The organism is Yoonia sp., from assembly GCF_046498525.1.
Taxonomy (GTDB): Bacteria; Pseudomonadota; Alphaproteobacteria; order Rhodobacterales; family Rhodobacteraceae; genus Yoonia.
The window spans coordinates 1-24512 of the sequence record NZ_JAWOAN010000159.1 but is presented as its reverse complement, the minus strand read 5'-3'; the positions used below and the strand labels follow the sequence as shown (position 1 = coordinate 24512).

Here is a 24512-nt window from a genome sequence, read left to right as displayed (position 1 = left end):
GTCGATGATCGAAGGTTTCATCGACGAGTTGGAAGCGATGGAAGACTAAGCATCGCTGCGGCCTTGAACAGTTTTCAAGGCCGCTTTTGCTAGTCCAATTCGGTCCACGGCCAAGGTTTAACCTCACTGGCCGCTGTCTGGTACCGCGCGGCCTTGGCCATCCAGACGCCCATCGTCGTACCCATTTCCGCCAATTGCGCGTTGGGTTCCCGTTTGTTGAAGACCATGATCAGGAACTGGGCGATGGTCATTATGCCCAGCAATGTGCTGGCCATGCTCATCAAAACCGCGATGATGACCATATTCAGCAGGCGTATCCAGATATTCTCGTAATCGGTTTCGACATCGATATCTGAGGGGTCCTGATCTTTCGCCATCACTTTCTCCTATGCGGGCTGCCCGGCAGCTGCAAAAACCATATCCATCATCTCCTGCGTGCCAAGCGAAAATTCAAGCGGGCATGGGTAATCAGCGCCGGTTCGCACCGACTTGCCGAAGTTTTCCACCTGTAGGGCATATTGGTTCACCGCAGGCCACCGTTCGGTCGTGACTGTGTGCGCTTCGTTTTCAAGCGTGAGTGTGGCCACATCAAACACATTCGCATTGAACGGGCATGTGAGAGTCAGAACGCCCTTCTCTCCGTGAAAGGTGATACTCTGACGCGGGAACATGCGCATGGAAACCGTCGCCGCATAGGTAAATCCAGGAAAGTCCGCAGCCACCTGAGCAAAAACATCAACCTCGTTGTGCAACCGCAGCTTGGCATAGGGGATGGCTGCGGGCTCTTGCCCTGTCACAAACCGCGCCGCGCCAAAGGTGTAAACGCCGATATCGCGCAAACCACCGCCGCCTGCCTCCGGCTTGTTGCGGATATTCGCAGCGTCGTCGTTAAAATAGGTAAATGTTGCATCGACATGGACCAGATCGCCGATTGCGCCACCCTGCACCAATTCGCGTGCGCGGATGAACTGCGGATGATGAACGATCATATATGCCTCGGCCGCCAGTCTCCCCGTCGCGTCACGTGCGGCGATCAGCTGATCAAACTCTGTCGCGTGTAGCGTCATCGGCTTTTCGCAAAGAACATGTTTTCCCGCCTGCAACGCCTTCAACGACCACGCGACATGCAGATGGTTGGGCAGCGGGATATAGACCGCGTCGATGTCAGGATCAGCCAGAAGCGCCTCATAGCTGTCATGCACGCGCAACTGCGGCGCAAAGCCCTGAAACCCGGCGGCCTTGTCGGCGCTTGACGTGGCAAGGGCTGACAACTCAGCCCCCTTCGCTGCATGAATTGCGGGACCCATATGTTCCCGGGCAAATTTCGCGGCACCCAAGATGCCCCATCGTACTGGCGTCATTGTTGTCTCCTTGTTGCGCGGGATGTTAGCGCCAACGGTGACGAAAGGGAAACATCTCTTGGATCATCAAAAATAAAACCCCGCCGGAGGTTCCGACGGGGTTTCTTAAAGTCTGATTTACCACTTTACGCTTATGCTTCTGCGAGCATACCCTTCTGACGGGCCAGTTCCTGCATCTTGGCTTGCAGCTTTTCAAATGCACGCACTTCGATCTGGCGGATACGTTCGCGGCTGACGTCATATTGACCGCTCAGGTCTTCCAGCGTCACCGTTTCTTCCGACAGGCGGCGCTGCATCAGGATGTCTTTTTCCCGATCGTTCAACACACTCATCGCCTCGGCCAGAAGTTCGCGACGGGCATCAAGCTCGTCACTCGCTTCATATTCGGCCGCAGTATTCGCGCTTTCATCCTCAAGCCAGTCCTGCCACTGCGCGGCACCTTCGCCATCGGCACTGACAGTCGCATTCAGCGATGCATCGCCACCGGACAGACGACGATTCATAGAAATGACCTCGTCTTCGGTCACGCCAAGGTCTGTCGCGATCCGCTCGACGTTTTCAGGGCGCAGATCGCCATCCTCCAACGCACCAATACGGTTCTTGGCCTTGCGCAGGTTAAAGAACAGTTTTTTCTGCGCCGAGGTCGTCCCCAGCTTCACCAGCGACCATGACCGCAGGATATATTCCTGGATCGACGCCCTGATCCACCACATGGCATAGGTCGCCAGACGAAAACCCTTTTCAGGGTCAAAGCGCTTCACGGCCTGCATCAGACCAACATTCGCTTCCGATATTACCTCGGCCTGCGGCAGTCCATAACCGCGATAGCCCATGGCAATCTTGGCCGCCAATCTCAGGTGCGATGTGACCATCTGGTGTGCGGCATCCGTATCCTCGTGATCGACCCAGCGCTTGGCAAGCATATACTCCTGCTCAGGCTCCAGCATCGGGAACTTGCGAATTTCCTGCATGTAACGGTTCAGACCACCCTCTGGGGTTGGTGCCGGGAGATTTTTGTAGTTACTCACTGTCATTGCCCTCCTATGTATAAAGGCTTAACATGGATATAGTCGCGCCGACACCGGGTTTCAAGACGTGCCAATGCGATTCCGCTACGATCAATATGAACCAACCGGTTCAGTTTTGCGAGATACTTTGGCCTGCACTCACGCACATGGGATCACATATTTCAGCCCTGAGCACCAAGCGCGCGCAAAAGTTCGCGCATATCTTGGGGGATTTCCGCCTCAAATCGCAGAAATTCTCCTGAAACCGGGTGCTCAAAGCCCAAAGTCGCCGCATGAAGCGCCTGACGCGGGAAAACGGAAACAACTGCGACACCGGTCTCTCCTATTGCCTTTGGTGACAGCTTGCGCCGTCCGCCATAAACAGGATCGCCGATCAAAGCGTGGCCGCAGTGCGCCATATGCACCCTGATCTGATGGGTGCGGCCCGTTTCCAGCCAGCATTCGATCAACGCAGCACAAGGCGGAGCACCCAATGGTTCGATGATCCGGGAACGTGTGACGGCATGGCGCCCTGTGCTGAAAGAAACCGCCTGCCGTTGCCGGTCTGTCCGGTGGCGGCCAAGGAACGTCTGAATCTTGAGGATATTGCCCGGCTCGAACGACGTGCCCTTGATACCGCGCAGACGGGGATCGTTCTGGTCGGGCAATCCATAGCAAACGGCCAGATAGCGACGCTCTACCGTATGGGCCGCAAACTGATCTGCCAGATGATGATGCGCGCGGTCTGTTTTCGCGGCAACCAACAGGCCTGTCGTTTCCTTATCAATACGATGCACGATGCCGGGGCGCTTCATGCCACCGACACCAGAAAGCGTTTCTCCGCAATGATGGATCAGAGCATTGACAAGTGTCCCACCCGGCGTACCGGGTGCGGGATGCACGACCATGCCAGCAGGCTTATTGACGACGATCAGATCGTCGTCTTCAAACACCACATCAAGCGCAATGTCTTCCCCGACGATATGGCTTTCTTCGGCCTCCGCGACTGTCACTGCGACAACGGCACCCTCTGCGATACGGTGGCGCGGGTCCGTCACCACTGTGCCGTCAACCGCGACGGCCCCCTCGGTAATCAGCTTTGCCAGCCGCGACCGGCTTAATGCTGCCTCTTCAGGCACATCACGGCCCAACGCCTTGTCCAAGCGCGGCGGCGGGTTCGCGGCAATCACAAACTGAATGATCTCAGACACGCGACTGCTCCATCATCTTGCCCAATAAACTCCCGCCGGAGGCTCCGACCATCTCAAAGCGCACAAACCTGTAGGAGGGGATGGTACCGCCTCCCCGGCTTGAACGGGGGACCCCTGGTTCCACAAACCAGTGCTCTAACCAACTGAGCTAAGGCGGCAACAGGGCTGATCTAGCGGGATGAGATCACGATTGCAAGTCCCCTAAAACGCAATCTGCCATGTCTTTTCGACCAGATCGACGCCAAACGCTTCTAACCTTCACAGGCGATTCAGCCCGCCTCATCCCAGTTGATGCTGCGAATGAAACGTCTGCACAATATCGGCAACCGAGGGACAAGAACTGCCCCCGAATCCATCGGCCTGTGAATAGTGGCTGGCATGTTCATGAACGCGGCAGTCGGAATCAGCGGCGGCAAAGGGGCGCAGTGCAAAATCCATTGCCTATCTTTGCCCGTCACGCCCTTGCCAATCAAGCCCGCCGCGCTGTAGGAAATTCACCAGCAGATCAAAGGGACCGACATGGGTATCAACAACGAACGCGACATCGAAGCGAATATGCAAATCGGGCCAACCGATCTGGGCATGGTGCGGATATTTATCCAAGCAGACGGGGTCGAGATCCCGATGGATTTCGAACCTGAAGAGGCCGACGAGATCGCGGAAGAAATCATGGCAGCCGCACTAGCGGCCCGCGCTGTCAAAAAGCGGTAATAAAGCCCGGATCGCGTGCCGCCTGCGCTCGCATAGCCGCATGGCGCGCAAATTTCTGTACCATGACCTTGCGCCGCACGGGTGCAAGCCTGCCTTCCGGTCCCATCCGGACAATCTCTGCGTCATAAGCATCGGCAATGATCAATCCGGTATCAGGGGGTAACAGCTCGGCCGGGAAATCGCTGCCGACGGCCCAGAAAAACCGGTCGCACCATTCCAGATATCCCCGCCATTTGTGATCCGACTGAAAGTCGGCGCGGCTGGATTTGCATTCGACGATCCAGACCTCGCCCTTTGGTCCCAAGGCCATCACGTCGACGCGCAGGCCGGACGTTGGCACCAGTTCCTCGACGCTCACAAAACCATGACTGCGCAGCGCGCGCGACACGCCACGGGCCAACAACTGGCCGGGCGTCAGGCTGGGTCTGTCGATATCATCTTGCATTGGCGAGACCATGAACAATACGTGAACAAACTTCAAGGCCAAAATCCGCGGTGATTCTCGGAGATTGAGGCAGAGCATGCGTCAACTTCTATGGAAACAATACTGAACTATAAACGGAATTGATCGTCATAACAATTTTTTATATGTTATTTCAATTACTTACATGAACGCACCGCATTACGTTCTCCCGATCAGGAAAGTTGATCGACATAATTTTGCCTGATTCATTTAGCTTACGGGGGAAAACGCCATTTCAGCGTCACTTTTTGGACCGCTTCGTTACCTAAGCTTTAAAGCAGGCAAAAAGGAACCTGTCGAATGTCATTGTTAATGAATATCACATTTCTTGAAGTTTCCATGGCTCTCGTGTTTGTCGGGATCGCAGAGCGTCTGCTGCTAGGTTACGCCCCTGCCGAAATGGTCGGCGCAAAAGGCTGGCTGATCCGCGGCGATATCGAAGAATAAGTTCTCAAGGGCCTTGCCCTGAACCATCCACCAACCTACCTGTTGAGTGACGGGTTCTGCGCCTCTTGTATACCATAGGTACAAATCCAGTGGCCTTACGCAAATCCGAGGGAGCTGGCTCTGTTCTGACCCTGGTCTGATTACCTGGCGCCCACCTGTACATACAGGTCCTCGGGATTAGTTACCTCTACGGTTGCCGTGGTTCCCGTCACTTTTCAAAAGAATAAGATCGCGTTTTTCAATTGCGCAGCGGTCAGGTGAAAAAAACCAGACCAAGCAAGCCCCCGCCTGATCAGTATCGCGCAAACGGCCTTACGGTTGAAAGGTTATTGATGACCTGAGCGTGCTTGGGCAGTGACCCGCACCGGGATCAGTGGCCCGCGGAAATCATCGTCGTCATCATCGTCATCCGACTGAAGCATCACCATTATCGCGAACTGTACACTGCCGAAAACCGTGCCGTGGAAAAACCACAGCAGGAAAACCGCAAGCAGGCCGATGTCCGACCCGGCAATCAACGATCCAAGACCAGCAACATCGCGCCACAACAGCAGCCCCACAAAAGCGGCAGACAGTGCAAAACCAATCGCACAGTGGCGCAGATAAAGACGCATCAGATCGGGTTCGTTTTCCGGACGCATTTGCAGCCCTCCTGCGAAACAGGATAGATACGTTAAGGCAAATAGCAAATCACGTTTATCGCGAGAACGCCTCCGGCTGGGCTGCGCGCGCCATATGATCCAGTACCGCATTGACAAACTTGGGCTCTTTGCCATCCGCTGAAAACGCTTCGGCGATGCCCACAAATTCGCTGATCACTACTTTGGGTGGCGTCTGCTTGAGCGTCATCTCCGCCCCGGCGGCACGGAACAGCGCACGCCACGTCGGGTCGATTCGCGCAATCGGCCATTTCGCCACCAGCGCACGATCGGTCATCTGGTCGATTGCCGCCTGATCATCCACGGCCTTTTCCATCAGCGCGCGGAACGTGTCCAGATCGCCCTCGGCCATCTCACCTTCTTCGTAGATCGCGCCAAACCGATGATCTTCGAATTCGCGCCTGACCTGATCGACGGTCTGACCCGAGGCCTCCATCTGGAACAGTGCCTGCACGGCGTAAAGCCGGGCGGCTGATTTCATCTTGCGCTTTTGGTTGTTCGAAATGGTCATGTGGTAGTCTTGCTATCCGTATCGCCGGCCATCAGAATATCACGGGTGAAGCCCACGGCTTTCTCGGCCTTTTCCCACTTACGGGCGAGCGCGATCAGGTGCAAGGCCGCAGCCGCCGCCCCGCCACCTTTGTTCATTTCGGAAGGGTCCGCACGCACTTCGGCTTGCGCGCGGTTTTCCACGGTCAGGATGCCGTTGCCGATGCAAAGCCCCTGCAGCCCCAAGAGCTGGAGGGCGCGGCTGCTGTCGTTGCAGACGGTATCGTAATGCGAGGTCTCGCCCCGGATCACGCAGCCAAGCGCGACGTATCCGTCAAAGTTACTCATCCGCTCGGCGATCCCGATCGCAGTAGGTATTTCGAGTGCGCCGGGCACCTCGACGATTTCCCAAGTGGCCCCAGCCTTTTCGATCTCGGCCTTGGCACCCGCGATCTGGTCGTCCGAGATATCCTTGTAATATGGCGAGGCCACGATCAGGATTTTCGCCGGTTTGTCGAATTCCGGCAGCGGCATGATGTAATGGGACGGTCCGGCCATCAGCCAATCTCCGAGATTTTGCGCGTGCCGACAATCTCCAGACCATAGGCATCCAGCCCCACGACCTTAGGCTTGGGCGAATTGGTCAGCAACTCGATTTCATGCAGGCCAAGCGAGCTGAGAATCTGCGCCCCAAGCCCGTATTGGCGCAAGGTCTGCGGCGAGGCTTCTTCGACCGCATCCAGCTTCATATGTAGATCACGCAGCAGGACCAGCGCGCCACGGCCCTCATCGGCGATCAATCGCATCGCATCCCCAAATTCATTGCGGCGCCCTTTTGGGCCGACACCCACAACGTCCAGCATCGGGTCCATGGCATGCATCCGCACCAGAACCGGCTCGGGCGTTGTGATGTCTCCCTTGATCAGCGCGATATGTTCGGCGCCTTGGGTTTCGTCCGTGTAGATGCGCAATTCCCATTCGCCACCGAATTCGGATTGGATAGTGCTGGTTTCGCGCATACGCACCAGATTGTCGTGGCGACGGCGATAGGCGATCAGATCACTGATGGTCCCGATCTTGAGGTTATGCAGCTGCGCAAAGGCGATAAGGTCTGGCAGGCGTGCCATCTCGCCGTCTTCCTTCATGATCTCGCAGATCACGCCGGATGCGTTGAGACCGGCAAGGCGCGCGATATCGACGGCGGCCTCTGTATGACCCGCACGCACCAGCACGCCTCCTTCGCGGGCGCGCAGCGGGAAGACATGGCCGGGCGTGGCGATATCAGCGGCCCCTTTGGATGCATCAATTGCCACTGCCACTGTGCGCGCACGGTCGTGGGCGGAGATACCGGTGCTGACGCCTTCGCGCGCCTCGATGCTGACAGTGAACGCCGTTTCGTGGCGGGACGAGTTATGGGATGCCATCAGCGGCAGACCCAGCGCGTCGATCCGTTCACCGGGCAGCGTCAGGCAGATCAAACCGCGCCCATGCTTGGCCATGAAGTTGATGGCATCGGGCGTCGCCATCTGCGCGGGGATCACCAGATCGCCTTCGTTTTCGCGGTCCTCATGGTCGACAAGAATGAACATCTTGCCGTTGCGGGCGTCTTCGATGATGTCTTCGATCTTGCTGATGGCGTCTGACCAATCAAGCTCGACCGGACCGGGGTTTTCAAATGCATTGTTCATGGCTGTCTCCGCAGGCGTGTTGCACAGGCAGATAGCCCAGCAAGGGTCTTTTGAAAAGCGCCGATCAGGCGTGTGGTGCAACCACGCAATTTACGCGCCTAGGAAATGATCGTCCGTGAGGCCAACAGCCGCCGTCATCATATCAACCATAGTCCCGCAACCGCGCGACATAGCGCGCCATCGTGTCGATCTCGAGGTTGATCTGGTCACCGACTGCCGTATCACCCCATGTCGTCGCCGATTTCGTATGGGGGATGAAGTTGATGCCGAAATTGACGCCATCCACCTCGTTCACCGTCAGCGAGGTCCCGTCGAGTGCGACCGACCCTTTGGGCGCGATAAAGCGCGCAAGATCCTCGGGTGCGCGGAACGTCACGCGGGTGCTGTCGCCTTCGTCTTGCATTGCAATCACTTCGGCCACCCCGTCGACGTGACCAGAGACGATATGACCGCCAAGTTCATCACCGACCTTGAGCGCGCGCTCAAGGTTCAGCCGCCCGCCGACAGTCCAGCCGCCGACGTTCGTGGCCCCGACCGTCTCTGTGGAAATCTCGACGTCGAACCAGTTTTGCGGCGTTCCGCCCAGCGCGATGACGGTCAGGCACACGCCATTGCACGCAATGGATGCGCCGATGTCGATCCCGGCGATATCGTATCCTGTGCCGATGCGTGCGCGCAGGTCGCCGCGCTGCTCGAGTTCCAGCACTGTGCCTATATCTGTGACGATTCCTGTGAACATGGCTGCGCGTTCCTTCTTTGCTTTCTCCTGACCTAGCGTTTCAGGCCTGTCCCGGCAAGGCGCACGCTTGCCAGAGACCACCATTCGGGTCAGTAAGGGAACGACAACCAGCACAAGCCACCGAACGATGTCAGATCAGAAAACCTTTCTCTTCCTGCAAGGCCCGCACGGTCCCTTCTTTCGCCAGTTGGGGCGGATGCTGGGACTTGCGGGGGCAACAGTTTGGCGTGTGGGCTTCAACGCGGGCGATGCGGCCTTCTGGGGCCGCGCACCGGGCTATATCCCTTTTCGGGATAAGCCGGGTGCATGGCCCGAAACGCTTGCCGTGATCGTCAAGGACCGCGCGATTACCGATATCGTACTTTACGGCGATACCCGCCCTGCTCATGCAGAGGCAGTCAGGCAAGCCAAAGCGCTTGGATTGCGGGTGCATGTTTTCGAAGAAGGCTACCTGCGGCCTTATTGGATCACTTACGAACGCGGCGGTAGTAACGGCCATTCGCGCCTGATGGATTTTTCGGTCACCGAGATGCGCGAACGGCTGGCCCGGTCCGACATCGACATGCCGACACCACCGGCGCATTGGGGGGACATGCGCCAGCACATCTTCTACGGGGCCCTTTACCACTGGTTTGTCATGTTCCGGAACCGGCCCTACCCCGGATTCCGATCTCACCGCGCGCTGCCTGTGCACCGCGAAGCAATGCTTTATACAAGGCGTCTGGTTCTCATGCCCTTTATGGCGCTGCATCGACGCTGGGCGACATGGCGTATAAAGGCGGGCGGCTATCCATATCATATCGCCCTGCTCCAACTGGAACATGACGCCAGTTTTCAGGTGCACTCGTCTTTCGCAGATATGGAGGCCTTCATCACCCAAGTCATCAGTGGCTTCGCGCAAGGCGCACCTGCGCATCATCACCTCGTATTCAAGGCCCATCCCTTGGAAAGCGGGCAGTCGCCCCTGCGTAAGATGATAGGCCGGATTTCAGCACGGCACGGCATCACCGCGCGCACCCATTACCTGCGCGGCGGCAAGCTGGCACAAATCCTTGATCAGGCGCGATCCGCAGTCACCGTGAATTCGACGTCCGGGCAACAGGCCCTCTGGCGTGGTATTCCGCTCAAAGCATTCGGCACGGCCATCTTTTGCAAGCCTGAATTTGTCTCGGGACAATCCCTGCGCGACTTTTTTGCAGCACCACGACGGCCCGACGCGCAAGCTTACCGCGAGTATCGCCAGTTCTTGTTGGAAACCAGTCAGGTTCCAGGCGGGTTCTATTCCGTCTCGGGGCGGCAGCAACTCTTGCGGCATCTTGTCGACAAGATGTTTGACGATGCGGACCCTTATGATGCGGTCCTGTCGAAACATTCGCGAACAGGGCCGCCTTTGCGCGTTGTGCAGACGAACGCCGTACAATAACTTGCAATGAATGAGCCAGGATCAGCGCCAGAACCTTTATGTCTATAACGGCGGCCTTCTGACCAAGGGTCGGGTCAGGCGGATCATCGAATGCGCAGGATATGACATCAGGATTGGAACACCAGACCCCGGTGATTTGATCGGGGTCTGGGGGCATAGCCCGACCTCGCCAAGAGGCGAAGCCATCGCCGAGATCAAGAACAGCCCCATCCTGCGGATTGAAGACAGTTTCCTACGCTCTGTGGGGCTGGGCCGTGACGGACATCCCCCGATCGGCCTGAACCTTGATCTGGCCGGCGCCCATTATGATCCCAGAACGCGCTCTGATCTCGAGGTGATCCTGACCGAGCATCCACTGGATGACACGGCACTGTTAGACCGGGCCAAAGCGGGGATCGCCGCGCTAAAATCCGACCATATCTCAAAATATAATCGCTTTGATCCTACAAGACCGGCACCGGAACCCGGCTATGTTCTGGTGGTTGATCAAACCCGGCAGGACGCATCGATCCGGGCCTGTGGGGCCGACAGCAACACGTTCCGCGAGATGCTGTTTTACGCCCAGACCGAACATCCCGGTGCGCGCATTGTCATCAAGCCCCACCCAGAAACGACAGCGGGCCATCGCAAGGGATATTTCACGCACAAAGACAGCAGAGCACAGATTTCGCTGGCCGATCACACCGTTTCCCCATGGGCGCTGCTCGACGGGGCCGTTGCCGTTTATACAGTCAGTTCGCAACTGGGGTTCGAAGCGATCCTTGCAGGGCACAAGCCTGTGGTCTTTGGACAACCCTTCTACATCGGCTGGGGGCTGACAGATGATCGCAAGCCAGTGCAGCGACGGCAACGCGCTCTGACCCGTGCCCAGCTTTTTACGGGTGCGATGATCCTTTATCCCAAATGGTATGATCCGTTTCATGACCGCCTTTGCAGCTTTGAAGAGGCAACAGCGACCCTGGCTGTGGCAGCGACGGCATGGCGGGACGACAATGCAGGGTGGGTCGCCGCCGATATGCGCGCGTGGAAGCGCAAACCGTTGCAGCAGTTCTTTGGCAACCCCAGACCTGTCATTTTTGCCGACGGCGAAAAGGCCGCGCAGCGCGCCGCAAAGAAAGGTCGCCGCCTGATGCGTTGGGCCAACGCGCCCGGCGATGACGCGATTTTAGTGGAAGATGGTTTCCTGCGCTCGCGCGGGCTCGGTGCTGATCTGATCGCGCCGCTAAGCCTCGTGCTCGACGATACAGGCATCTACTATGATGCGACCCGGCCCAGTCTATTGGAAAACCTGATCAACGCCTCTGAGCAGCTTGACGAAAACGCACATGCGCGCGCCACTGCCCTGATCGAGCGGATCACGGACGCCCGGCTGTCGAAATACAATCTTGCGGGCAAGCCCCTGCCCACGCTTCCCAAAGGGCGCCGCATCCTTGTGCCCGGACAGGTCGCGGATGACGCCTCCATCAGGCTTGGTACATCCGAGGTGGCCGACAACCTGACCTTGCTGGAGATCACGCGCAAGGCCAATCCAGCGGCCGTGATCATCTACAAACCACACCCCGACGTAGAAGCGGGTTTGCGGCCCGGCCACGTGCCGAATGCGCGTGAACTGGCAGATGTGATCCTTTCAAAAGTCGATCCGATCACCGCAATCGAAGCGGTTGATGAGGTCTGGACCATGACATCGCTGTTTGGCTTCGAGGCCTTACTGCGCGGCAAGAAAGTCACCTGCCTTGGCACGCCCTTCTACGCCGGTTGGGGGCTGACCGATGACCGCGCGATGCCGGTTGATCGCAGGCACGCGCAGGTGGATCTGGCCGCATTGGTGCATGCGGCACTGATCGCTTATCCACGTTACCGCGACCCGCTGACGGGACTGCCCTGCCCTGTCGAGGTGATCGTAGACCGGTTAGAAAACAACGACTTGCCCAAGCACGGGATATTCAATCGAAGCCTTGCAAAGTTGCAGGGGGTCTTTGCCGGCTATGCTTTTTTGTGGCGGTAAGTCGCGGGCCTATGCATGGCGGGCCACTGTCCAGACATGGCAGATATCCTTACCCACAGACCTTACGCTTTGCAGTTCGAAACACGGCGCATGCGCCAATCGGTCAACCCCCATCGCCGCAAGCATCGGCATGCCTTCGGCCCCGATCGCCCTACCTGCCGAAAAGACCACCAATTCATCCACCAGTCCGGCGTTCAAAAGTGAGGCCGCCAACATCCCGCCGCCTTCGCAAAAGACGCGGGTGATCCCCCGCTCGGCGAGGGCAGCCATCACTGCGCGCGGGTCCACCTGGTTCGAGACCGTCGCGCATGGCAGGCTGACGGCACCCTTGGCGGTCCAGTCAGCGACATCCGCCTCAGCACCATGGCAAAGCCAGACGGGGACCTTACCGGCCGTCCGCGCAAGCTGGTTGTCTGCCCCGATCTTCATGGCACGCGATACGATCACGCGGACAGGTTGCTGGGCGAGCCCAAGCCCGCGCACTGTCAGCGATGGATCATCCGCGCGCACAGTTCCCGCCCCCACCATCACAGCATCGTGGCGCGCGCGCATCATGTGCACGACACGGCGGGCCACTGGGCCTGTGATCCACTGGCTTTCGCCCGTCGCAGTTGCGATGCGACCATCCAAGGTGCCCGCCAGTTTGAGGGTCACGAAAGGACGGTTTTCAGTGAGCCGGTAAAGAAACCCTGCGTGGTCGCGCTCGGCCTGAGCCGCAAGCAGACCTGTCTCGACGATGATACCGGCATCGCGCAACATTCCGATACCGCGCCCCGCGACGCGCGTATCCGGATCGCTGGCGGCTATCACGACGCGGGCAATCCCTGCATCGATCAACGCCTGCGCACAGGGCGGCGTCTGGCCGTGATGCGCACACGGCTCCAGCGTGACATAGGCCGCAGCACCATTGGCCGCTGCACCGGCTTGCGCCAGAGCGCACGTTTCAGCATGGGGCCGTCCACCGTCAGCGGTCCATCCACGCCCGACAATCTGGCCATTTCTGACGATTACACAGCCTACTGCGGGGTTCGGCCAGACACGCCCCATCCCCCGCCGCCCCAGCGAAATGGCCAGAGCCATGAAACGGGCGTCGGTCTGGGCTGTCACGCCTCGCCGTCTTCTTCTTTGCTGTCGGGGCGCAATTCGCTCACGAATTTGTCAAAATCATCGGCAGCCTGGAAGTTCTTGTAAACACTGGCAAACCGAACGTAAGCGACCGTGTCGATACGGGCGAGGCTCTCCATCACGATCTCGCCAATGGTACCGGACGGAATATCCGTATCGCCCAAGCTTTCCAGACGGCGCACGATCCCGCTGATCATCTGGTCGATGCGTTCCGGCTCGACCGGGCGCTTTTGCAATGCGATGCGGATGGAGCGTTCCAGTTTGGGTCGGTCGAAATCCTCGCGGCGCCCGTTGGTTTTGATCACGACGAGGTCCCGCAGTTGAACACGCTCATAGGTCGTAAACCGTCCACCACAGGCCGGACAGAACCGGCGGCGGCGGATCGCGACGTGATCTTCGGCAGGGCGGCTGTCTTTGACCTGTGTGTCAACATTTCCGCAAAACGGGCAACGCATGTTCAGTCCTCATTCGTCATGCTGGGGTCTATGGCTTGTGTCGCAGCCCCAGTTATCCACAGGCACTATATGAGGATGCACAGGTTTTGGGTAGTGGGGAAATGAGGCCGCAAGATGCGGGGCGTTGCTGTTGCTCATAGGACTCGGTTTAGGTGCTAAGCCAGATGCGCGATGACCCGGCGCAGATGCGGTCTGTCACGATGTTCAAACAGGTAAACCCCCTGCCATCTGCCAAGCGCCAGAACGCCACCGGTGACGGGGATGCTAAGATGGGTCAGCAAGAGTGCGGCCTTGATATGCGCAGGCATGTCGTCCGGTCCCTCATAGGTGTGCGTGAGGTAGGCCATGCTTGGGTCCGACGTCGGCGGCACCAGACGGGCAAAATAATTTTGCAGATCGGCCTGCACCTCGGGGTCTGCGTTTTCCTGAATCACCAGACTGGCCGAGGTATGTTGAACAAAGAGCGTCAAAAGCCCCGTGCCCGTGGCCCAATCGGCGACCTGACGGGTGAATTCATAAAGGCCGGGGCCGCTGGTTGTGATGTCAAAACGGGTTTGCATGCTTCAACAATCAACAGGCCTGAGGAAAAAAAGCAACGGCCTGCCGACAGTCGTTTGCGTATGTCACGATCAACGGTCCAACGGTATCAGCCGAACAAACGCTCGCCCTGTTCATTGATCATCTGCTTGGCCTTGGCGACAGATGCCGCATCTGCCTGCTCCTTCGTTTGAAGCACGTCAGACCGGATCAGCGTGTACTCTTGCCCGTCTTTCTCAATCCGTGCAGCCAGACGCCAGCCCCCGCTTTCCTTCTGCGGGGTCGCGTTAATCGCGAAGTCCTTGTAGGTCTCGGACGGGGCAGGCTCGGATGTCCTGCCACCGCCGAAGAGTTTGGAAAAAAGCGCCATCGGACGATACGCCCCTTACTGATCGAGGAACGACCGCAGCTTCCGGCTCCGGCTTGGGTGCTTGAGCTTGCGCAGTGCCTTCGCCTCAATCTGTCGGATACGCTCGCGCGTGACACTGAACTGCTGGCCCACTTCTTCAAGCGTGTGATCAGTGTTCATACCGATGCCGAAACGCATCCGCAGGACACGTTCTTCGCGCGGGGTAAGTGAAGCCAGAACCCGCGTGGTCGTTTCCTTGAGGTTTTCCTGAATGGCGCTGTCCAAAGGTAGAATCGCATTCTTGTCCTCGATGAAATCACCAAGCTGGCTGTCTTCCTCGTCACCGATCGGTGTCTCAAGCGAAATCGGCTCTTTGGCGATCTTCATCACCTTGCGGACCTTTTCCAAAGGCATTTGCAGCTTTTCTGCCAATTCCTCTGGTGTCGGCTCGCGACCGATTTCATGCAGCATCTGGCGACCGGTGCGCACCAGTTTGTTGATCGTTTCGATCATGTGGACCGGAATACGGATCGTGCGCGCCTGATCGGCAATGGAGCGCGTAATCGCCTGACGGATCCACCATGTAGCATAGGTCGAGAATTTGTACCCGCGGCGGTATTCGAATTTATCGACCGCCTTCATCAGGCCAATGTTACCTTCCTGAATAAGGTCAAGGAATTGCAGGCCACGGTTCGTATACTTCTTGGCAATGGAGATCACCAGACGCAGGTTCGCCTCGACCATTTCCTTCTTGGCCTGACGCGCCTCTTTTTCGCCCTTCTGGACCTGCTGCACAATCCGGCGGAATTCGGTGATATCGACACCGACATACTGGCCAACTTGGGCCATGTCGCCGCGCAACTCTTCGATCTTGGCGGTCGATTTCTCGACCATCATCTGCCAACCGCGACCGGACTTTTCGGACATTTCCTCAAGCCAGTTCGGGTCAAGCTCGCGCCCGCGATATGCGTCAATAAACTCGCGGCGGTTGATGCGGGCCTGATCAGCCAGCTTCACCATGGAGCTGTCAATCGACATGATCCGGCGATTGATGCCGTAAAGCTGGTCGATCAGCGCCTCGATCCGGTTGTTGTGCAGGTGAAGCGAATTCACCAGTTCAACGATCTCGGAGCGCAGTTTCTGATACTTCTTTTCTTGTTTGTTGGAAAAAGAAGAATCCTCGTTCAATGTCGCGGACATCCGCGCATCTTGCATGTCGGACAAGGCGGCAAAGTCACGCGCAATCAGTTCAAGCGTTTCCAGAACACGCGGCTTGAGGGCCGCTTCCATTGCCGCGAGCGACATGTTGGCCTGATCTTCTTCTTCGTCGTCGTCGTCCTTGGCAATCGGATTGCCGTCAGCGTCAAGCTCTTGCGTCTCTTCCTTCTTTTCCTCTGTTCCGGCGACAGGTGCCGCAACAACGGCTTCTTCCTCACCATCTTCGCCAATCTGGTTGCCGAATGTCGTTTCGAGGTCGATGACATCGCGCAGCAGAATGTCTTCGGACAGCAATTCGTCGCGCCATATCGTGATCGCCTGGAAGGTAAGCGGGCTTTCGCACAGCCCCAGAATCATCGTATTGCGGCCAGCCTCGATCCGCTTGGCAATCGCTATCTCGCCTTCGCGGGACAAAAGTTCAACAGAGCCCATCTCGCGCAGGTACATGCGCACCGGATCATCGGTTCGGTCGAGTTTTTCGGCCTCGGCACCGCCGAGCGTCACCTCACGCGAACCCGCAACAGTGGCAACAGCGGTGTTGCCCTGATTTTCGTCGGTCTCTTCGCTTTCTTCTTCTTCGGTAACCTGAATGCCCATCTCGGAGAGCATCGACATCACGTCTTCAATCTGGTCGGACGAAACCTGCTCGGGAGGCAGCACCGCATTCAACTGATCGTAGGTGATGTAGCCACGTTCTCGGGCGTCGGCGATCATCTTCTTGACTGCGGTCTGGCTCATATCGAGGCTGATATCACCATCTTGTTCGGCGTCTTTGCGATCGTCGTTGTCTTTCGCGGCCATATGGAATGCCCTTTCGAATGCGTTACTTGGTGCCGAAGTGATTCGGCTGATTCGGTCAAAGTCGAATCAACCTCGCATCGAGGTGATTCGCAAGCAGGTGTCTTTTTGTTCTTGGTATCTGTTGCGCAAACTACGATTTAGGTCGGTTGCGCCCTTTAGCAAAGCCAATCTGTTCAAGGAGTTGGTCAAATGCGCTCTGCTCGTCTTTCTTCACACGGACCCCGTTCGTACCAATGGCATACGCGGCCTTGTCATCATTGTCACTGCGTCCCGCACGGTCGACTGCTTTGGTGGCCTCTGCAAGACGCCATGTCAGCCCTTCGTCCGCCAAACCGCTCAGATCTTCTACGGCGTCTTCTATCTCGCGCGCTTGTCCCCTGCGAGCCGCCAGCTTGGCGAATTCTTCTGCCAGACACAGCCGCGCTATCTCAGCGTCGCCGGCCCGACGTATTGCGGGGCTAATGGCGACATGGCTGTGCGCAAAAAGTTTTTCAAGGGGCGCACTGCCCAAATCGCCAATAATCGCGGTGCGCAGGTCGTCCGAGCCCAGATGAAGCAGCAGACAGGCCCGAAGATCACGGTGCGTGGGGTCATGGCTTTCCATCTGCTCAAGTGCAGTCTCGAATTCGGGCGCAACGGCAGGGGCTGCAATCAAAGTCGCGAGGATCACGGCCTCGCGCAGGTATTCATCGTTGGTTGTTCCTGCGGCCAAAGCGGAACTGCGCGACGCCGCAACAGGGCTGACGTCCCTCTTCCAAGGGTCCAGACGTGGGTTCCACGCGCGGTTCCCAGCCTTGCGCACCGCGGCGGCAGGCTTGCGATTGGAGAACAGCGCCCAGCGCATGTCCTTGATCGCCTGACCGTAATGGCTGCGGATCGACGGATCCCGGATCAGCTTGATCTTTTCGCGCAAGGCCTTGTCCAGTGCCGCTTTGCGCTCGGGGCTGTCAAAGTTCTTTCCTTCCGTTTCACGGCGCCACAATAGCTGCACCATGGGTATCGCCTGATCCAGCAGTTTCTGCATCGCACCTGCCCCTTGCGCCTTGATCAGGTCATCGGGGTCCAGCCCTTCGGGCATCAGGGCAAAGCGCAGCGATTGCCCCGCTTCCAGAAGCGGCAGGGCAATATCAATGACGCGCATTGCCGCCCGCAATCCAGCCATATCACCATCCAGCGCAATCACCGGTTCTGGCGTCATCCGCCACATCAGGCGCAACTGATCCTCGGTAATGGCTGTACCCAATGGGGCAACCGTTGCCGTGAATCCGGCCTCGGACAAGGCAATCACATCCATGTAGCCTTCGGCAACGATCAAGGGTTTCCCCTTTCCCGCCGCTTCACGCGCAGGCCCGTGGTTGAACAGGCTGCGGCCCTTGTCAAAAAGCGCTGTTTCGGGCGAGTTGTAGTATTTCGCCGGATGGTTGGGGTCCATCGCGCGGCCCCCAAACCCAATGGCGCGCCCCCGCGCATCGCGAATAGGGAACATAATGCGGTCACGGAACCGGTTATAAAGCCCGCTGCCCCGGTCACTTTCCGCGGCCAAACCCGCATCGATCAGGAGCTTTGGGTCGATCCCTTTACCAGTCAGTTGTTCAAGCACACCGCCATTCGCAGGCGCAAAGCCGATCTCCCAGCGGGCCTGCACTTCGGGGCTAAGGCCACGGCGGTCCAGATAATCGCGCGCGTCTGCAGCGGATGCAGTCTGTAACTGCAAGCGGTGATACTGCACCGCCTGCTCCATCACCTCGACCAGAACAGTGCGCGCATCAGCCTTTTCCTGCGCCTGCGGGTCCCGTTCCGGGACAGGCATTCCTGCCTCTGCGGCAAGGATTTTCACCGCTTCCATGAAATCTACGTTCTCGGTTTCGCGCACAAAGGAAATCGCATCACCTTTGGCGTGGCAGCCAAAGCAGTAGTAGAATCCTTTGCGGTCATCGACATGGAAGCTCGCGGTCTTTTCCTGATGAAACGGGCATGGCGCCCAAAGATCACCCTTGCCCTGATTGGATTTGCGCGTGTCCCACATGACCTTACGGCTCACGACCTGCCCAAGGGACAGCCGATTGCGTAATTCATCAAGGAAACCGGGAGGCAGACTCATGATCGCAGTATCACGCAAGCCCGCGCCAAGTGCGAGTCCGTCTTTACGCGTTCAATCAAACTTCTGCCGGAGGCATCTGCCCCCAACGGATCAGCGCGCTGCGACCCCGCGCATCGCCACATCAAGATCATGCACCAATGTCTGCGCCATTGACCGCATCACCATGATTTCAAAAGCATGTGCCCCCGTGCGCGTGATCGTTACCGACATATGCCCCAGCATCGTCTTGGCCACATGGTTTGTCTTGAAGACCTGCGCGCGCAGATCAACCGGTACCAGCCGTGCCAACACGTCTTCGGCCCCTGCACCGGACAGCGCCACGACCGCCCCTGCATCGGATTGATCGGTGACAGCGGCCAACCCGTCCAGCGCCACAGCACCCGCCACCAACCATGTGCCATGGCCAAACCACGTAACCGCACCCGCGCGCCGGTTCACGGCAGAAAGCCCCGCGCCCACCTGCTCTTTGAGCTTGGCAGAGGTCGGCTTACTCTTGCCCGCATAAGGGGCGACCGAAATCAAACGTTCCGGCAGAACCTCGGTCAGTTCCACCCTGCCATGCGTGATCGGCAGCAAGCCTGCGCAGGGCGTCAATGCAATCAGCTTAACCACGGGCACGTCCTCCGGTCGGGTCGAAAAAGACCGGATCGCAGACCTCGACCTCTTCGGTGATATCGCGCAGATGGTCACGCAGCTTGATCACCTCGCTATGGCGCGCGCGGCCATTTTCGAGAAAACCCAGCGCGAGATTCGTGTCCAGCGTCGGCGAATAACATACCGATGTGGTGTAGCCTTGGCTGTTCACCCGTGTTGCGGGAGCATCCTTTTCGAACAGATGCGCCCCTGCGCTCAGCCCGTGGTCAGCGGCCTTGGCACGCAGCCCGACAAGCTGTTGGCGAGTGTCACCAATCAGTCCCGGACGGGCGGCCGCGGCCTTGCCAACACAGTCTTTCTTGGCGCTGACCATCCGCTCCATCCCAATGTCAAAGGCAGTCGTCCGCCCGTGAATTTCGGCGTGCGTGATAAAGCCCTTTTCGATGCGCAGCACGTTCAGCGCTTCCATTCCGTAAGGCCCGCCCCCCATCACTTCCGCCTGTGCCGTCAGCATCCGGAACAGGTTTTCGCCATAGCGCGAAGGGACCGCGACCTCATAGGCATGCTCACCCGAAAACGAGATACGGAAAAGCCGCCCCGGCACGCCGGCAACATCAACCGCACCACAGGCCATGAATGGCCATATTTCATCGTCAAGCGCTTGATCCAGAACCGTATTCAAGAGCGCACGCGCCTGCGGACCGGCGACAGCGAACTGCGCCCACTGCTCGGTGACCGAGGTCACTTTTGCATCCAGATCAGGCCGCAAAACCTGCAACACAAACTCCAGATGCCGCATTACAAGGCCCGCCGCAGCCGTCGTCGTGGTCATAACGAAATGCGCATCAGCCAGTCGCGCGGTCGTGCCGTCATCCATCACATGCCCGTCTTCGCGCAGCATCAACCCGTAGCGGACGCGCCCGACCTTCAGGGTGGAGAACATGTTGGTGTAGACAAAATCCAACAGCACCGCCGCATCGGGCCCTTGAACGTCGATCTTGCCCAGCGTGGATACATCACAAACGCCCACCGCATTGCGGACATAGCCTACCTCGCGGTCGCATGATTGCCGCCAATGGGTTTCATCCGGCTTCGGGAAGTAGCTGGGGCGATACCACAGCCCTGCTTCGACCAGCGGCGCATCGCGCGCGACGCTGGCATCATGCGAGGTCGTAAAGCGTTCCGGCGCAAAGCCTTTGCCCTGACTGCCCGCGCCCATCGCCGCAATCGACACAGGGACATAGGGTGGCCGGAAAGTCGTGGTGCCGGTCTCGGGAATCCCCCTGCCGGTTGCATCGGCCAGCACCGCAAGTGCAACGACATTCGATGACTTCCCCTGATCGGGTGCCATCCCTTGGGTCGTGTAGCGTTTCATATGCTCGACCGAGCGGAAGTTTTCCTGCGCGGCCAGCTTGATATCCTTCACATGCACATCGTTCTGGAAATCGATCCACTTACGGCCTTTGCCGGGCACTGCCCAAAGCGGGCTTATGGCGTAGGCGGCGTCATCAGCGGCAGGCACTTTTATTTCTGCACTCAGTCCAATGCTACCCGCAACCTCAGCAGCCGCCTCTGCACCTTCAGCCAGACAGTCCGCCGTGCTGAAGCTGCCGTTACAGGCCCCTGCGGTTACCAACCCCGGAATGCTGTCTGCTGTCGGCACGAAAGAAGCGATATCTTCGCGCCATGTAGGCCGCCCGTTCATGTGGCAGGTCAAATGCACGGTCGGGTTCCAACCACCAGAGATCGCCAGACAATCAGTCTGTAACACACGGGTGCCGCCATTGTGCCGGATCGTGATGCTTTGCAACCCGTGACGGCCCTTTGTCGCCGTGACCTGCCCACCGGTGTAGACCGGAAAATCGCCTGCAACCTGCGCATCTTCGCGGCTGTCGATCACCGCCGCAACCTTGATGCCGGCCGCTGCAAGATCACGCGCTGTGCGATGGGCATCATCATTATTTCCAAATACGGTGACCGCCTTGCCCGGCGCTACACCCCAGCGATTGACGTAAGCGCGCACGGCGCTGGCCATCATGATACCGGGGCGGTCGTTGTTGGGGAAAGCGATCGGGCGCTCCAAGGCACCGGCACAAAGGATCGCGCGCTTGGCGACAATGCGCCAGAAACACTCCAGCGGCTTGTCCGCACTGCGCGGCCCCGCGATACGTTCGAGCGCCCCGTAAGTGCCTTGATCATAAGCGCCGGTCACTGTGGTCCGCGTCATGCGGCGCACGTTTGGTAAAGCGTCCAGTCCGGCCAGCGCTGCCCCCACCCAGTCCGTCCCGGGCTGCCCTTCAATCTCTTCGCGCTCGCGCAGCAAGCGCCCCCCCATCTGCGTGTCCTCATCCGCGATGATCACATCTGCACCGGCGCGGCCAGCCGTCAACGCCGCCATCAGGCCCGCAGGCCCCGCCCCGATCACCAGCATATCGCAGAAGGCAAAAGCCTTTTCGTATGTGTCCGGATTTGTCTCGCCACTCAGCGCACCGAGCCCTGCTGCGCGGCGGATGATCGGTTCATAAAGCTTTTCCCAGAAATTGCGCGGCCACATGAAGGTCTTGTAATAGAAACCTGCGGCCAGAAACGGCGACACCAGATCGTTGACCGCCATCACATCATAGCGCAGCGACGGCCATGCGTTCTGGCTGAAAACCTCCAGCCCCTCTGACACCTCCAGCGTTGTCGCTCGTACATTCGGTTCGGCCTGCGCACCGGAGCCAGCAGTGACCAGCGCGTTCTGCTCTTCGGACCCCGCCGACATCACGCCGCGCGGGCGATGGTATTTGAAGGACCGGGCCACGAGCTTGATCCCGTTGGCCAGAAGCGCGGCAGAAACAGGTTCACCCGGAACACCTTTGATCTTTCGGCCATCGAAAGTGAAGGTCACCGTGGCCTTGGGCGTTTGCAGTCTCATCGCTTCGCCTTCTCAGCCAGTGTCACCTTATGGACAGCATGAGAGACTGTGTTGCGCTCGACAATCAGCCAAGCCCCACAACCTGCTTCGTGAAACCACATATCGCATGTGTCACCGGCAGGGTTTGTACGATTGTGCAAGTAGTCATCCCATACCGCTGCCCCGGCATCTTCGGCAGGACGATCGAGCGCGAGCGCATCACCTTGATAATAGAACTCGCGCCGGTCGCGCTCACCGCAATTGGGACAGGTTATGCGCATGTCATGCTCTTTTCATCTTGGCCAAAAAACTCAAATTCCAACGCCCGCCCCTAGTGCAGGTTGTGCTGAGAGCCTGTGCCCTCTTCATCCATCAGGCCCACGCCTGTCCGGAACCGGTCCATCCGGAATTTCGCCGCCGGTTCATGATGATTGCCGGTCGCCATCAGATGCGCAAAGCTGAAGCCCGACCCCGGCACCGCCTTGAACCCGCCATAGCACCAGCCACAATCAATAAAGAGCCCCTCGGTCGATGTCTTGTCGATGATTGGCGATCCATCCGGCGTCATATCCATGATCCCGCCCCAAGAACGCAGCACCTTCGCTTTCCCGATCATCGGCATCAGCGTCATGGCGGCATCCATCACATGTTCCTTCATCGGCAGGTTCCCCCGCGCAGCGTAGGACGCATAAAAATCAATGTCTCCACCAAAGACCAGACCTCCCTTGTCGGACTGGCTGATATAGAAATGGCCCATGCCGAAACTGACCACATGGTCGATCACGGGCTTCAGCCCCTCGGTCACGAAAGCCTGCAAAACATGGCTTTCAATCGGCAGACGCATCCCCGCCATCGCCGCCACCTGCCCCGAGCGGCCCGCAACGACGACCCCCACCTTTTTAGCCTTGATCGCACCCCGCGTGGTTTGCACGCCTTTGACGACGCCGCCTTCGATATCAATACCGGTCACTTCGCAATTCTGGATAATGTCCACACCACGCTGATCTGCCCCGCGCGCATAGCCCCAAGCGACCGCGTCATGCCGCGCAGTGCCACCGCGCGGATGGTAAAGGCCGCCGTAGACAGGAAAACGGACGTTGTCGAAATCCAGATATGGCAGGTGTTCGCGCACGCCGTCACGGTCCAGCAGTATCGCGTCATCACCCTGATTGATCATCGCGTTACCGCGACGCGCAAAGGCATCGCGCTGGCCGTCGGAATGGAACAGATTGATCAAGCCACGTTGGGAGTGCATGACGTTGTAATTAAGGTCCCGCTCCATTGTTTCCCACATTTTGAGCGAATGCGAATAGAACTCGGAATTGCCCGGCAGGAAGTAGTTGGCACGCACGATTGTGGTGTTGCGTCCCACGTTTCCACCACCGATATAGCCCTTCTCCAGCACGGCGATATTGGTCATTCCATGCTCTTTGGCGAGGTAGAACGCGGTCGAAAGCCCGTGCCCGCCACCACCGATGATGATCGCGTCATATTCGGCCTTCGGCTCAGGATCGCGCCAGACCGGTTTCCAGCCTTTCTGACCGAGAAGCCCTTCTTTTATCACGCGAAAGCCAGAATATCCCATACCGCATCCCCTTGTGTCCGTCACAACCTTATCAACGGTCTGCCAGCGATGCATGTCCTCTTTTCGACAAAGGGTCGTCAGCCCGCGACTTTACAAGACGTCGTCGATCGTTTTCTGATCGCCTGAATTAGCGTGCCCAAGCCTGAACGGTGACGCGTGTCACAGGTCGTTTCGGACCGATCACCGAAGGCTTCACCCGCCTGTTTGCGGTTCAACTGATTCGCAGCAGCAGATACGGCAGCAAAGGAAAACATTAACTCAAAATGAATTATTTCGGATTAATAAGGGATTAAAACACGGTATTGTTTCCAATTTGCGCACAGTAACAGTTGATTCCGCCGAGTGTGGCCATCAAAATGCGGTTAACTATGACCACTGCGATGTGCGGCCATTTTTTTGCCACATGCAGGTGGTTTAGGTGATAAAATATGTGAAATTAAGACTGTACGGCGCTCGGTTTTTTGCGCCACCTCTTGGGGATTGAAAAAATGCTGCATTCCAAAAGACGTCAAGGCAAATTCAAGAAACTTCAAGACGCGCGCCGCGCTTACATTGAACAACTCGCTTTTATCCGGCAGTTCAAAAAAGATGAAGACGGCGGTCTGATTGTCCTGACGCTCCTCTTGCTCATCTCGATGCTGGTTATCG

At 58.1% G+C, this 24512-nt stretch carries 25 protein-coding genes and 1 tRNA gene; 4 read left to right on the top strand and 22 right to left on the bottom strand.

The genetic code is table 11. The features are described from left to right. Positions 1 to 89: 89 nt before the first annotated feature. The 5 genes from R6T97_RS10490 to R6T97_RS10470 all read right to left on the bottom strand — a co-directional run bounded on the left by R6T97_RS10490 (position 90) and on the right by R6T97_RS10470 (position 3737). Positions 90 to 377: a DUF4389 domain-containing protein gene (locus tag R6T97_RS10490; RefSeq protein WP_410349243.1), complete on the bottom strand. Its 288-nt coding sequence runs from the start codon at positions 375 to 377 to the stop codon at positions 90 to 92. 9 nt (positions 378 to 386) lie between these two features. After that, positions 387 to 1361 carry a Gfo/Idh/MocA family protein gene (locus R6T97_RS10485; RefSeq protein ID WP_410349242.1) on the bottom strand — a complete coding sequence of 325 codons (975 nt, stop codon included), beginning with the start codon at positions 1359 to 1361 and terminating at the stop codon, positions 387 to 389. A gap of 131 nt (positions 1362 to 1492) precedes the next feature. Next, on the bottom strand, positions 1493 to 2389 hold the full coding sequence (gene rpoH / locus R6T97_RS10480; protein ID WP_410349244.1) for an RNA polymerase sigma factor RpoH: 897 nt from the start codon (positions 2387 to 2389) through the stop codon (positions 1493 to 1495). A gap of 161 nt (positions 2390 to 2550) precedes the next feature. After that, positions 2551 to 3579 carry an RluA family pseudouridine synthase gene (locus R6T97_RS10475; RefSeq protein ID WP_410349241.1) on the bottom strand — a complete coding sequence of 343 codons (1029 nt, stop codon included), beginning with the start codon at positions 3577 to 3579 and terminating at the stop codon, positions 2551 to 2553. Between the two features lie 81 nt (positions 3580 to 3660). Beyond that, a tRNA-His gene (locus R6T97_RS10470) sits at positions 3661 to 3737 on the bottom strand. Between the two features lie 361 nt (positions 3738 to 4098). On the opposite strand from R6T97_RS10470, the gene R6T97_RS10465 reads away from it, so the two are divergent. Next, the gene (locus R6T97_RS10465; RefSeq protein ID WP_410349240.1) at positions 4099 to 4290 is read left to right on the top strand and encodes a DUF6324 family protein; all 192 of its coding nucleotides are present in this window, start codon (positions 4099 to 4101) and stop codon (positions 4288 to 4290) included. Here the strand turns inward: R6T97_RS10465 and R6T97_RS10460 are convergent. After that, complete coding sequence (locus R6T97_RS10460) at positions 4277 to 4735, bottom strand: MmcB family DNA repair protein (RefSeq protein ID WP_410349239.1); 459 nt, start codon at positions 4733 to 4735, stop codon at positions 4277 to 4279. The two genes, R6T97_RS10465 and R6T97_RS10460, sit on opposite strands and share 14 nt — an antisense overlap. A 318-nt stretch (positions 4736 to 5053) precedes the next feature. Here R6T97_RS10460 and R6T97_RS10455 point away from each other — a divergent pair, with 318 nt between their 5' ends. Continuing rightward, the gene (locus R6T97_RS10455) at positions 5054 to 5200 is read left to right on the top strand and encodes a hypothetical protein (protein ID WP_410349238.1); all 147 of its coding nucleotides are present in this window, start codon (positions 5054 to 5056) and stop codon (positions 5198 to 5200) included. A gap of 326 nt (positions 5201 to 5526) precedes the next feature. Here the strand turns inward: R6T97_RS10455 and R6T97_RS10450 are convergent, their stop codons facing one another. The 5 genes from R6T97_RS10450 to R6T97_RS10430 form a co-directional block, all read right to left on the bottom strand. Next, on the bottom strand, positions 5527 to 5841 hold the full coding sequence (locus R6T97_RS10450) for a hypothetical protein (protein WP_410349237.1): 315 nt from the start codon (positions 5839 to 5841) through the stop codon (positions 5527 to 5529). 55 nt (positions 5842 to 5896) lie between these two features. Further along, entirely contained in the window at positions 5897 to 6370 is a 474-nt protein-coding gene (gene nusB, locus R6T97_RS10445) for a transcription antitermination factor NusB (protein WP_410349236.1), read from the bottom strand. Then, positions 6367 to 6906 (bottom strand): 6,7-dimethyl-8-ribityllumazine synthase, encoded by a 540-nt coding sequence (locus tag R6T97_RS10440; protein WP_410349235.1) that lies wholly within the window; start codon positions 6904 to 6906, stop codon positions 6367 to 6369. The genes nusB and R6T97_RS10440 overlap by 4 nt, the downstream gene beginning before the upstream one ends. Further along, positions 6906 to 8036: a 3,4-dihydroxy-2-butanone-4-phosphate synthase gene (gene ribB / locus R6T97_RS10435; RefSeq protein ID WP_410349234.1), complete on the bottom strand. Its 1131-nt coding sequence runs from the start codon at positions 8034 to 8036 to the stop codon at positions 6906 to 6908. The genes R6T97_RS10440 and ribB overlap by 1 nt, the downstream gene beginning before the upstream one ends. A 142-nt stretch (positions 8037 to 8178) precedes the next feature. Then, entirely contained in the window at positions 8179 to 8775 is a 597-nt protein-coding gene (locus tag R6T97_RS10430; RefSeq protein ID WP_410349233.1) for a riboflavin synthase, read from the bottom strand. A 127-nt stretch (positions 8776 to 8902) separates the two neighbouring features. Here R6T97_RS10430 and R6T97_RS10425 point away from each other — a divergent pair, with 127 nt between their 5' ends. Both R6T97_RS10425 and R6T97_RS10420 read left to right on the top strand, forming a co-directional pair. Further along, on the top strand, positions 8903 to 10198 hold the full coding sequence (locus R6T97_RS10425; protein WP_410349232.1) for a capsule biosynthesis protein: 1296 nt from the start codon (positions 8903 to 8905) through the stop codon (positions 10196 to 10198). A 10-nt stretch (positions 10199 to 10208) separates the two neighbouring features. Then, the gene (locus R6T97_RS10420; RefSeq protein ID WP_410349231.1) at positions 10209 to 12203 is read left to right on the top strand and encodes a capsular polysaccharide biosynthesis protein; all 1995 of its coding nucleotides are present in this window, start codon (positions 10209 to 10211) and stop codon (positions 12201 to 12203) included. Positions 12204 to 12212: 9 nt separating this feature from the next. On the opposite strand, the gene ribD is transcribed toward R6T97_RS10420, so the two are convergent. The 11 genes from ribD to R6T97_RS10365 all read right to left on the bottom strand — a co-directional run. Continuing rightward, positions 12213 to 13310: a bifunctional diaminohydroxyphosphoribosylaminopyrimidine deaminase/5-amino-6-(5-phosphoribosylamino)uracil reductase RibD gene (gene ribD, locus R6T97_RS10415; protein WP_410349230.1), complete on the bottom strand. Its 1098-nt coding sequence runs from the start codon at positions 13308 to 13310 to the stop codon at positions 12213 to 12215. Next, positions 13307 to 13783 carry a transcriptional regulator NrdR gene (nrdR, locus tag R6T97_RS10410; RefSeq protein ID WP_410349229.1) on the bottom strand — a complete coding sequence of 159 codons (477 nt, stop codon included), beginning with the start codon at positions 13781 to 13783 and terminating at the stop codon, positions 13307 to 13309. Before nrdR ends, ribD begins: the two co-directional genes overlap by 4 nt. A gap of 155 nt (positions 13784 to 13938) precedes the next feature. Then, positions 13939 to 14343, bottom strand: coding sequence for a secondary thiamine-phosphate synthase enzyme YjbQ (locus R6T97_RS10405; RefSeq protein WP_410349228.1), 405 nt, complete (start codon positions 14341 to 14343; stop codon positions 13939 to 13941). Between the two features lie 86 nt (positions 14344 to 14429). Continuing rightward, positions 14430 to 14690, bottom strand: a complete 261-nt coding sequence (locus R6T97_RS10400) for an HlyU family transcriptional regulator (RefSeq protein WP_410349227.1) — start codon at positions 14688 to 14690, stop codon at positions 14430 to 14432. A gap of 15 nt (positions 14691 to 14705) precedes the next feature. After that, positions 14706 to 16688, bottom strand: a complete 1983-nt coding sequence (gene rpoD / locus R6T97_RS10395) for an RNA polymerase sigma factor RpoD (protein ID WP_410349226.1) — start codon at positions 16686 to 16688, stop codon at positions 14706 to 14708. A 130-nt stretch (positions 16689 to 16818) separates the two neighbouring features. Beyond that, positions 16819 to 18789, bottom strand: coding sequence for a DNA primase (gene dnaG / locus R6T97_RS10390; protein ID WP_410349225.1), 1971 nt, complete (start codon positions 18787 to 18789; stop codon positions 16819 to 16821). Between the two features lie 90 nt (positions 18790 to 18879). Beyond that, complete coding sequence (locus tag R6T97_RS10385) at positions 18880 to 19401, bottom strand: sarcosine oxidase subunit gamma (protein WP_410349224.1); 522 nt, start codon at positions 19399 to 19401, stop codon at positions 18880 to 18882. Continuing rightward, the gene (locus tag R6T97_RS10380; protein ID WP_410349223.1) at positions 19394 to 22300 is read right to left on the bottom strand and encodes a sarcosine oxidase subunit alpha family protein; all 2907 of its coding nucleotides are present in this window, start codon (positions 22298 to 22300) and stop codon (positions 19394 to 19396) included. The genes R6T97_RS10385 and R6T97_RS10380 overlap by 8 nt, the downstream gene beginning before the upstream one ends. Further along, positions 22297 to 22560, bottom strand: a complete 264-nt coding sequence (locus R6T97_RS10375) for a sarcosine oxidase subunit delta (protein WP_410349222.1) — start codon at positions 22558 to 22560, stop codon at positions 22297 to 22299. Before R6T97_RS10375 ends, R6T97_RS10380 begins: the two co-directional genes overlap by 4 nt. Positions 22561 to 22610: 50 nt before the next feature. Next, positions 22611 to 23864, bottom strand: coding sequence for a sarcosine oxidase subunit beta family protein (locus R6T97_RS10370; protein ID WP_410349221.1), 1254 nt, complete (start codon positions 23862 to 23864; stop codon positions 22611 to 22613). A gap of 362 nt (positions 23865 to 24226) precedes the next feature. Beyond that, positions 24227 to 24512: hypothetical protein (locus R6T97_RS10365; RefSeq protein WP_410349220.1), on the bottom strand; the 286-nt coding region annotated here is incomplete at its 5' end.

Bases quoted from the DNA above. Each gene is read 5' to 3' on its own strand.
- R6T97_RS10490 (WP_410349243.1), bottom strand. From the start codon at position 377: ATGGCGAAAGATCAGGACCCCTCAGATATCGATGTCGAAACCGATTAC.
- R6T97_RS10485 (WP_410349242.1), bottom strand. From the start codon at position 1,361: ATGACGCCAGTACGATGGGGCATCTTGGGTGCCGCGAAATTTGCCCGG.
- R6T97_RS10465 (WP_410349240.1), top strand. From the start codon at position 4,099: ATGGGTATCAACAACGAACGCGACATCGAAGCGAATATGCAAATCGGG.
- R6T97_RS10460 (WP_410349239.1), bottom strand. From the start codon at position 4,735: ATGCAAGATGATATCGACAGACCCAGCCTGACGCCCGGCCAGTTGTTG.
- R6T97_RS10455 (WP_410349238.1), top strand. From the start codon at position 5,054: ATGTCATTGTTAATGAATATCACATTTCTTGAAGTTTCCATGGCTCTC.
- R6T97_RS10450 (WP_410349237.1), bottom strand. From the start codon at position 5,841: ATGCGTCCGGAAAACGAACCCGATCTGATGCGTCTTTATCTGCGCCAC.
- nusB (WP_410349236.1), bottom strand. From the start codon at position 6,370: ATGACCATTTCGAACAACCAAAAGCGCAAGATGAAATCAGCCGCCCGG.
- R6T97_RS10440 (WP_410349235.1), bottom strand. From the start codon at position 6,906: ATGGCCGGACCGTCCCATTACATCATGCCGCTGCCGGAATTCGACAAA.
- ribB (WP_410349234.1), bottom strand. From the start codon at position 8,036: ATGAACAATGCATTTGAAAACCCCGGTCCGGTCGAGCTTGATTGGTCA.
- R6T97_RS10430 (WP_410349233.1), bottom strand. From the start codon at position 8,775: ATGTTCACAGGAATCGTCACAGATATAGGCACAGTGCTGGAACTCGAG.
- R6T97_RS10425 (WP_410349232.1), top strand. From the start codon at position 8,903: ATGTCAGATCAGAAAACCTTTCTCTTCCTGCAAGGCCCGCACGGTCCC.
- R6T97_RS10420 (WP_410349231.1), top strand. From the start codon at position 10,209: ATGAGCCAGGATCAGCGCCAGAACCTTTATGTCTATAACGGCGGCCTT.
- nrdR (WP_410349229.1), bottom strand. From the start codon at position 13,783: ATGCGTTGCCCGTTTTGCGGAAATGTTGACACACAGGTCAAAGACAGC.
- R6T97_RS10405 (WP_410349228.1), bottom strand. From the start codon at position 14,343: ATGCAAACCCGTTTTGACATCACAACCAGCGGCCCCGGCCTTTATGAA.
- R6T97_RS10400 (WP_410349227.1), bottom strand. From the start codon at position 14,690: ATGGCGCTTTTTTCCAAACTCTTCGGCGGTGGCAGGACATCCGAGCCT.
- rpoD (WP_410349226.1), bottom strand. From the start codon at position 16,688: ATGGCCGCGAAAGACAACGACGATCGCAAAGACGCCGAACAAGATGGT.
- dnaG (WP_410349225.1), bottom strand. From the start codon at position 18,789: ATGAGTCTGCCTCCCGGTTTCCTTGATGAATTACGCAATCGGCTGTCC.
- R6T97_RS10380 (WP_410349223.1), bottom strand. From the start codon at position 22,300: ATGAGACTGCAAACGCCCAAGGCCACGGTGACCTTCACTTTCGATGGC.
- R6T97_RS10375 (WP_410349222.1), bottom strand. From the start codon at position 22,560: ATGCGCATAACCTGTCCCAATTGCGGTGAGCGCGACCGGCGCGAGTTC.
- R6T97_RS10370 (WP_410349221.1), bottom strand. From the start codon at position 23,864: ATGGGATATTCTGGCTTTCGCGTGATAAAAGAAGGGCTTCTCGGTCAG.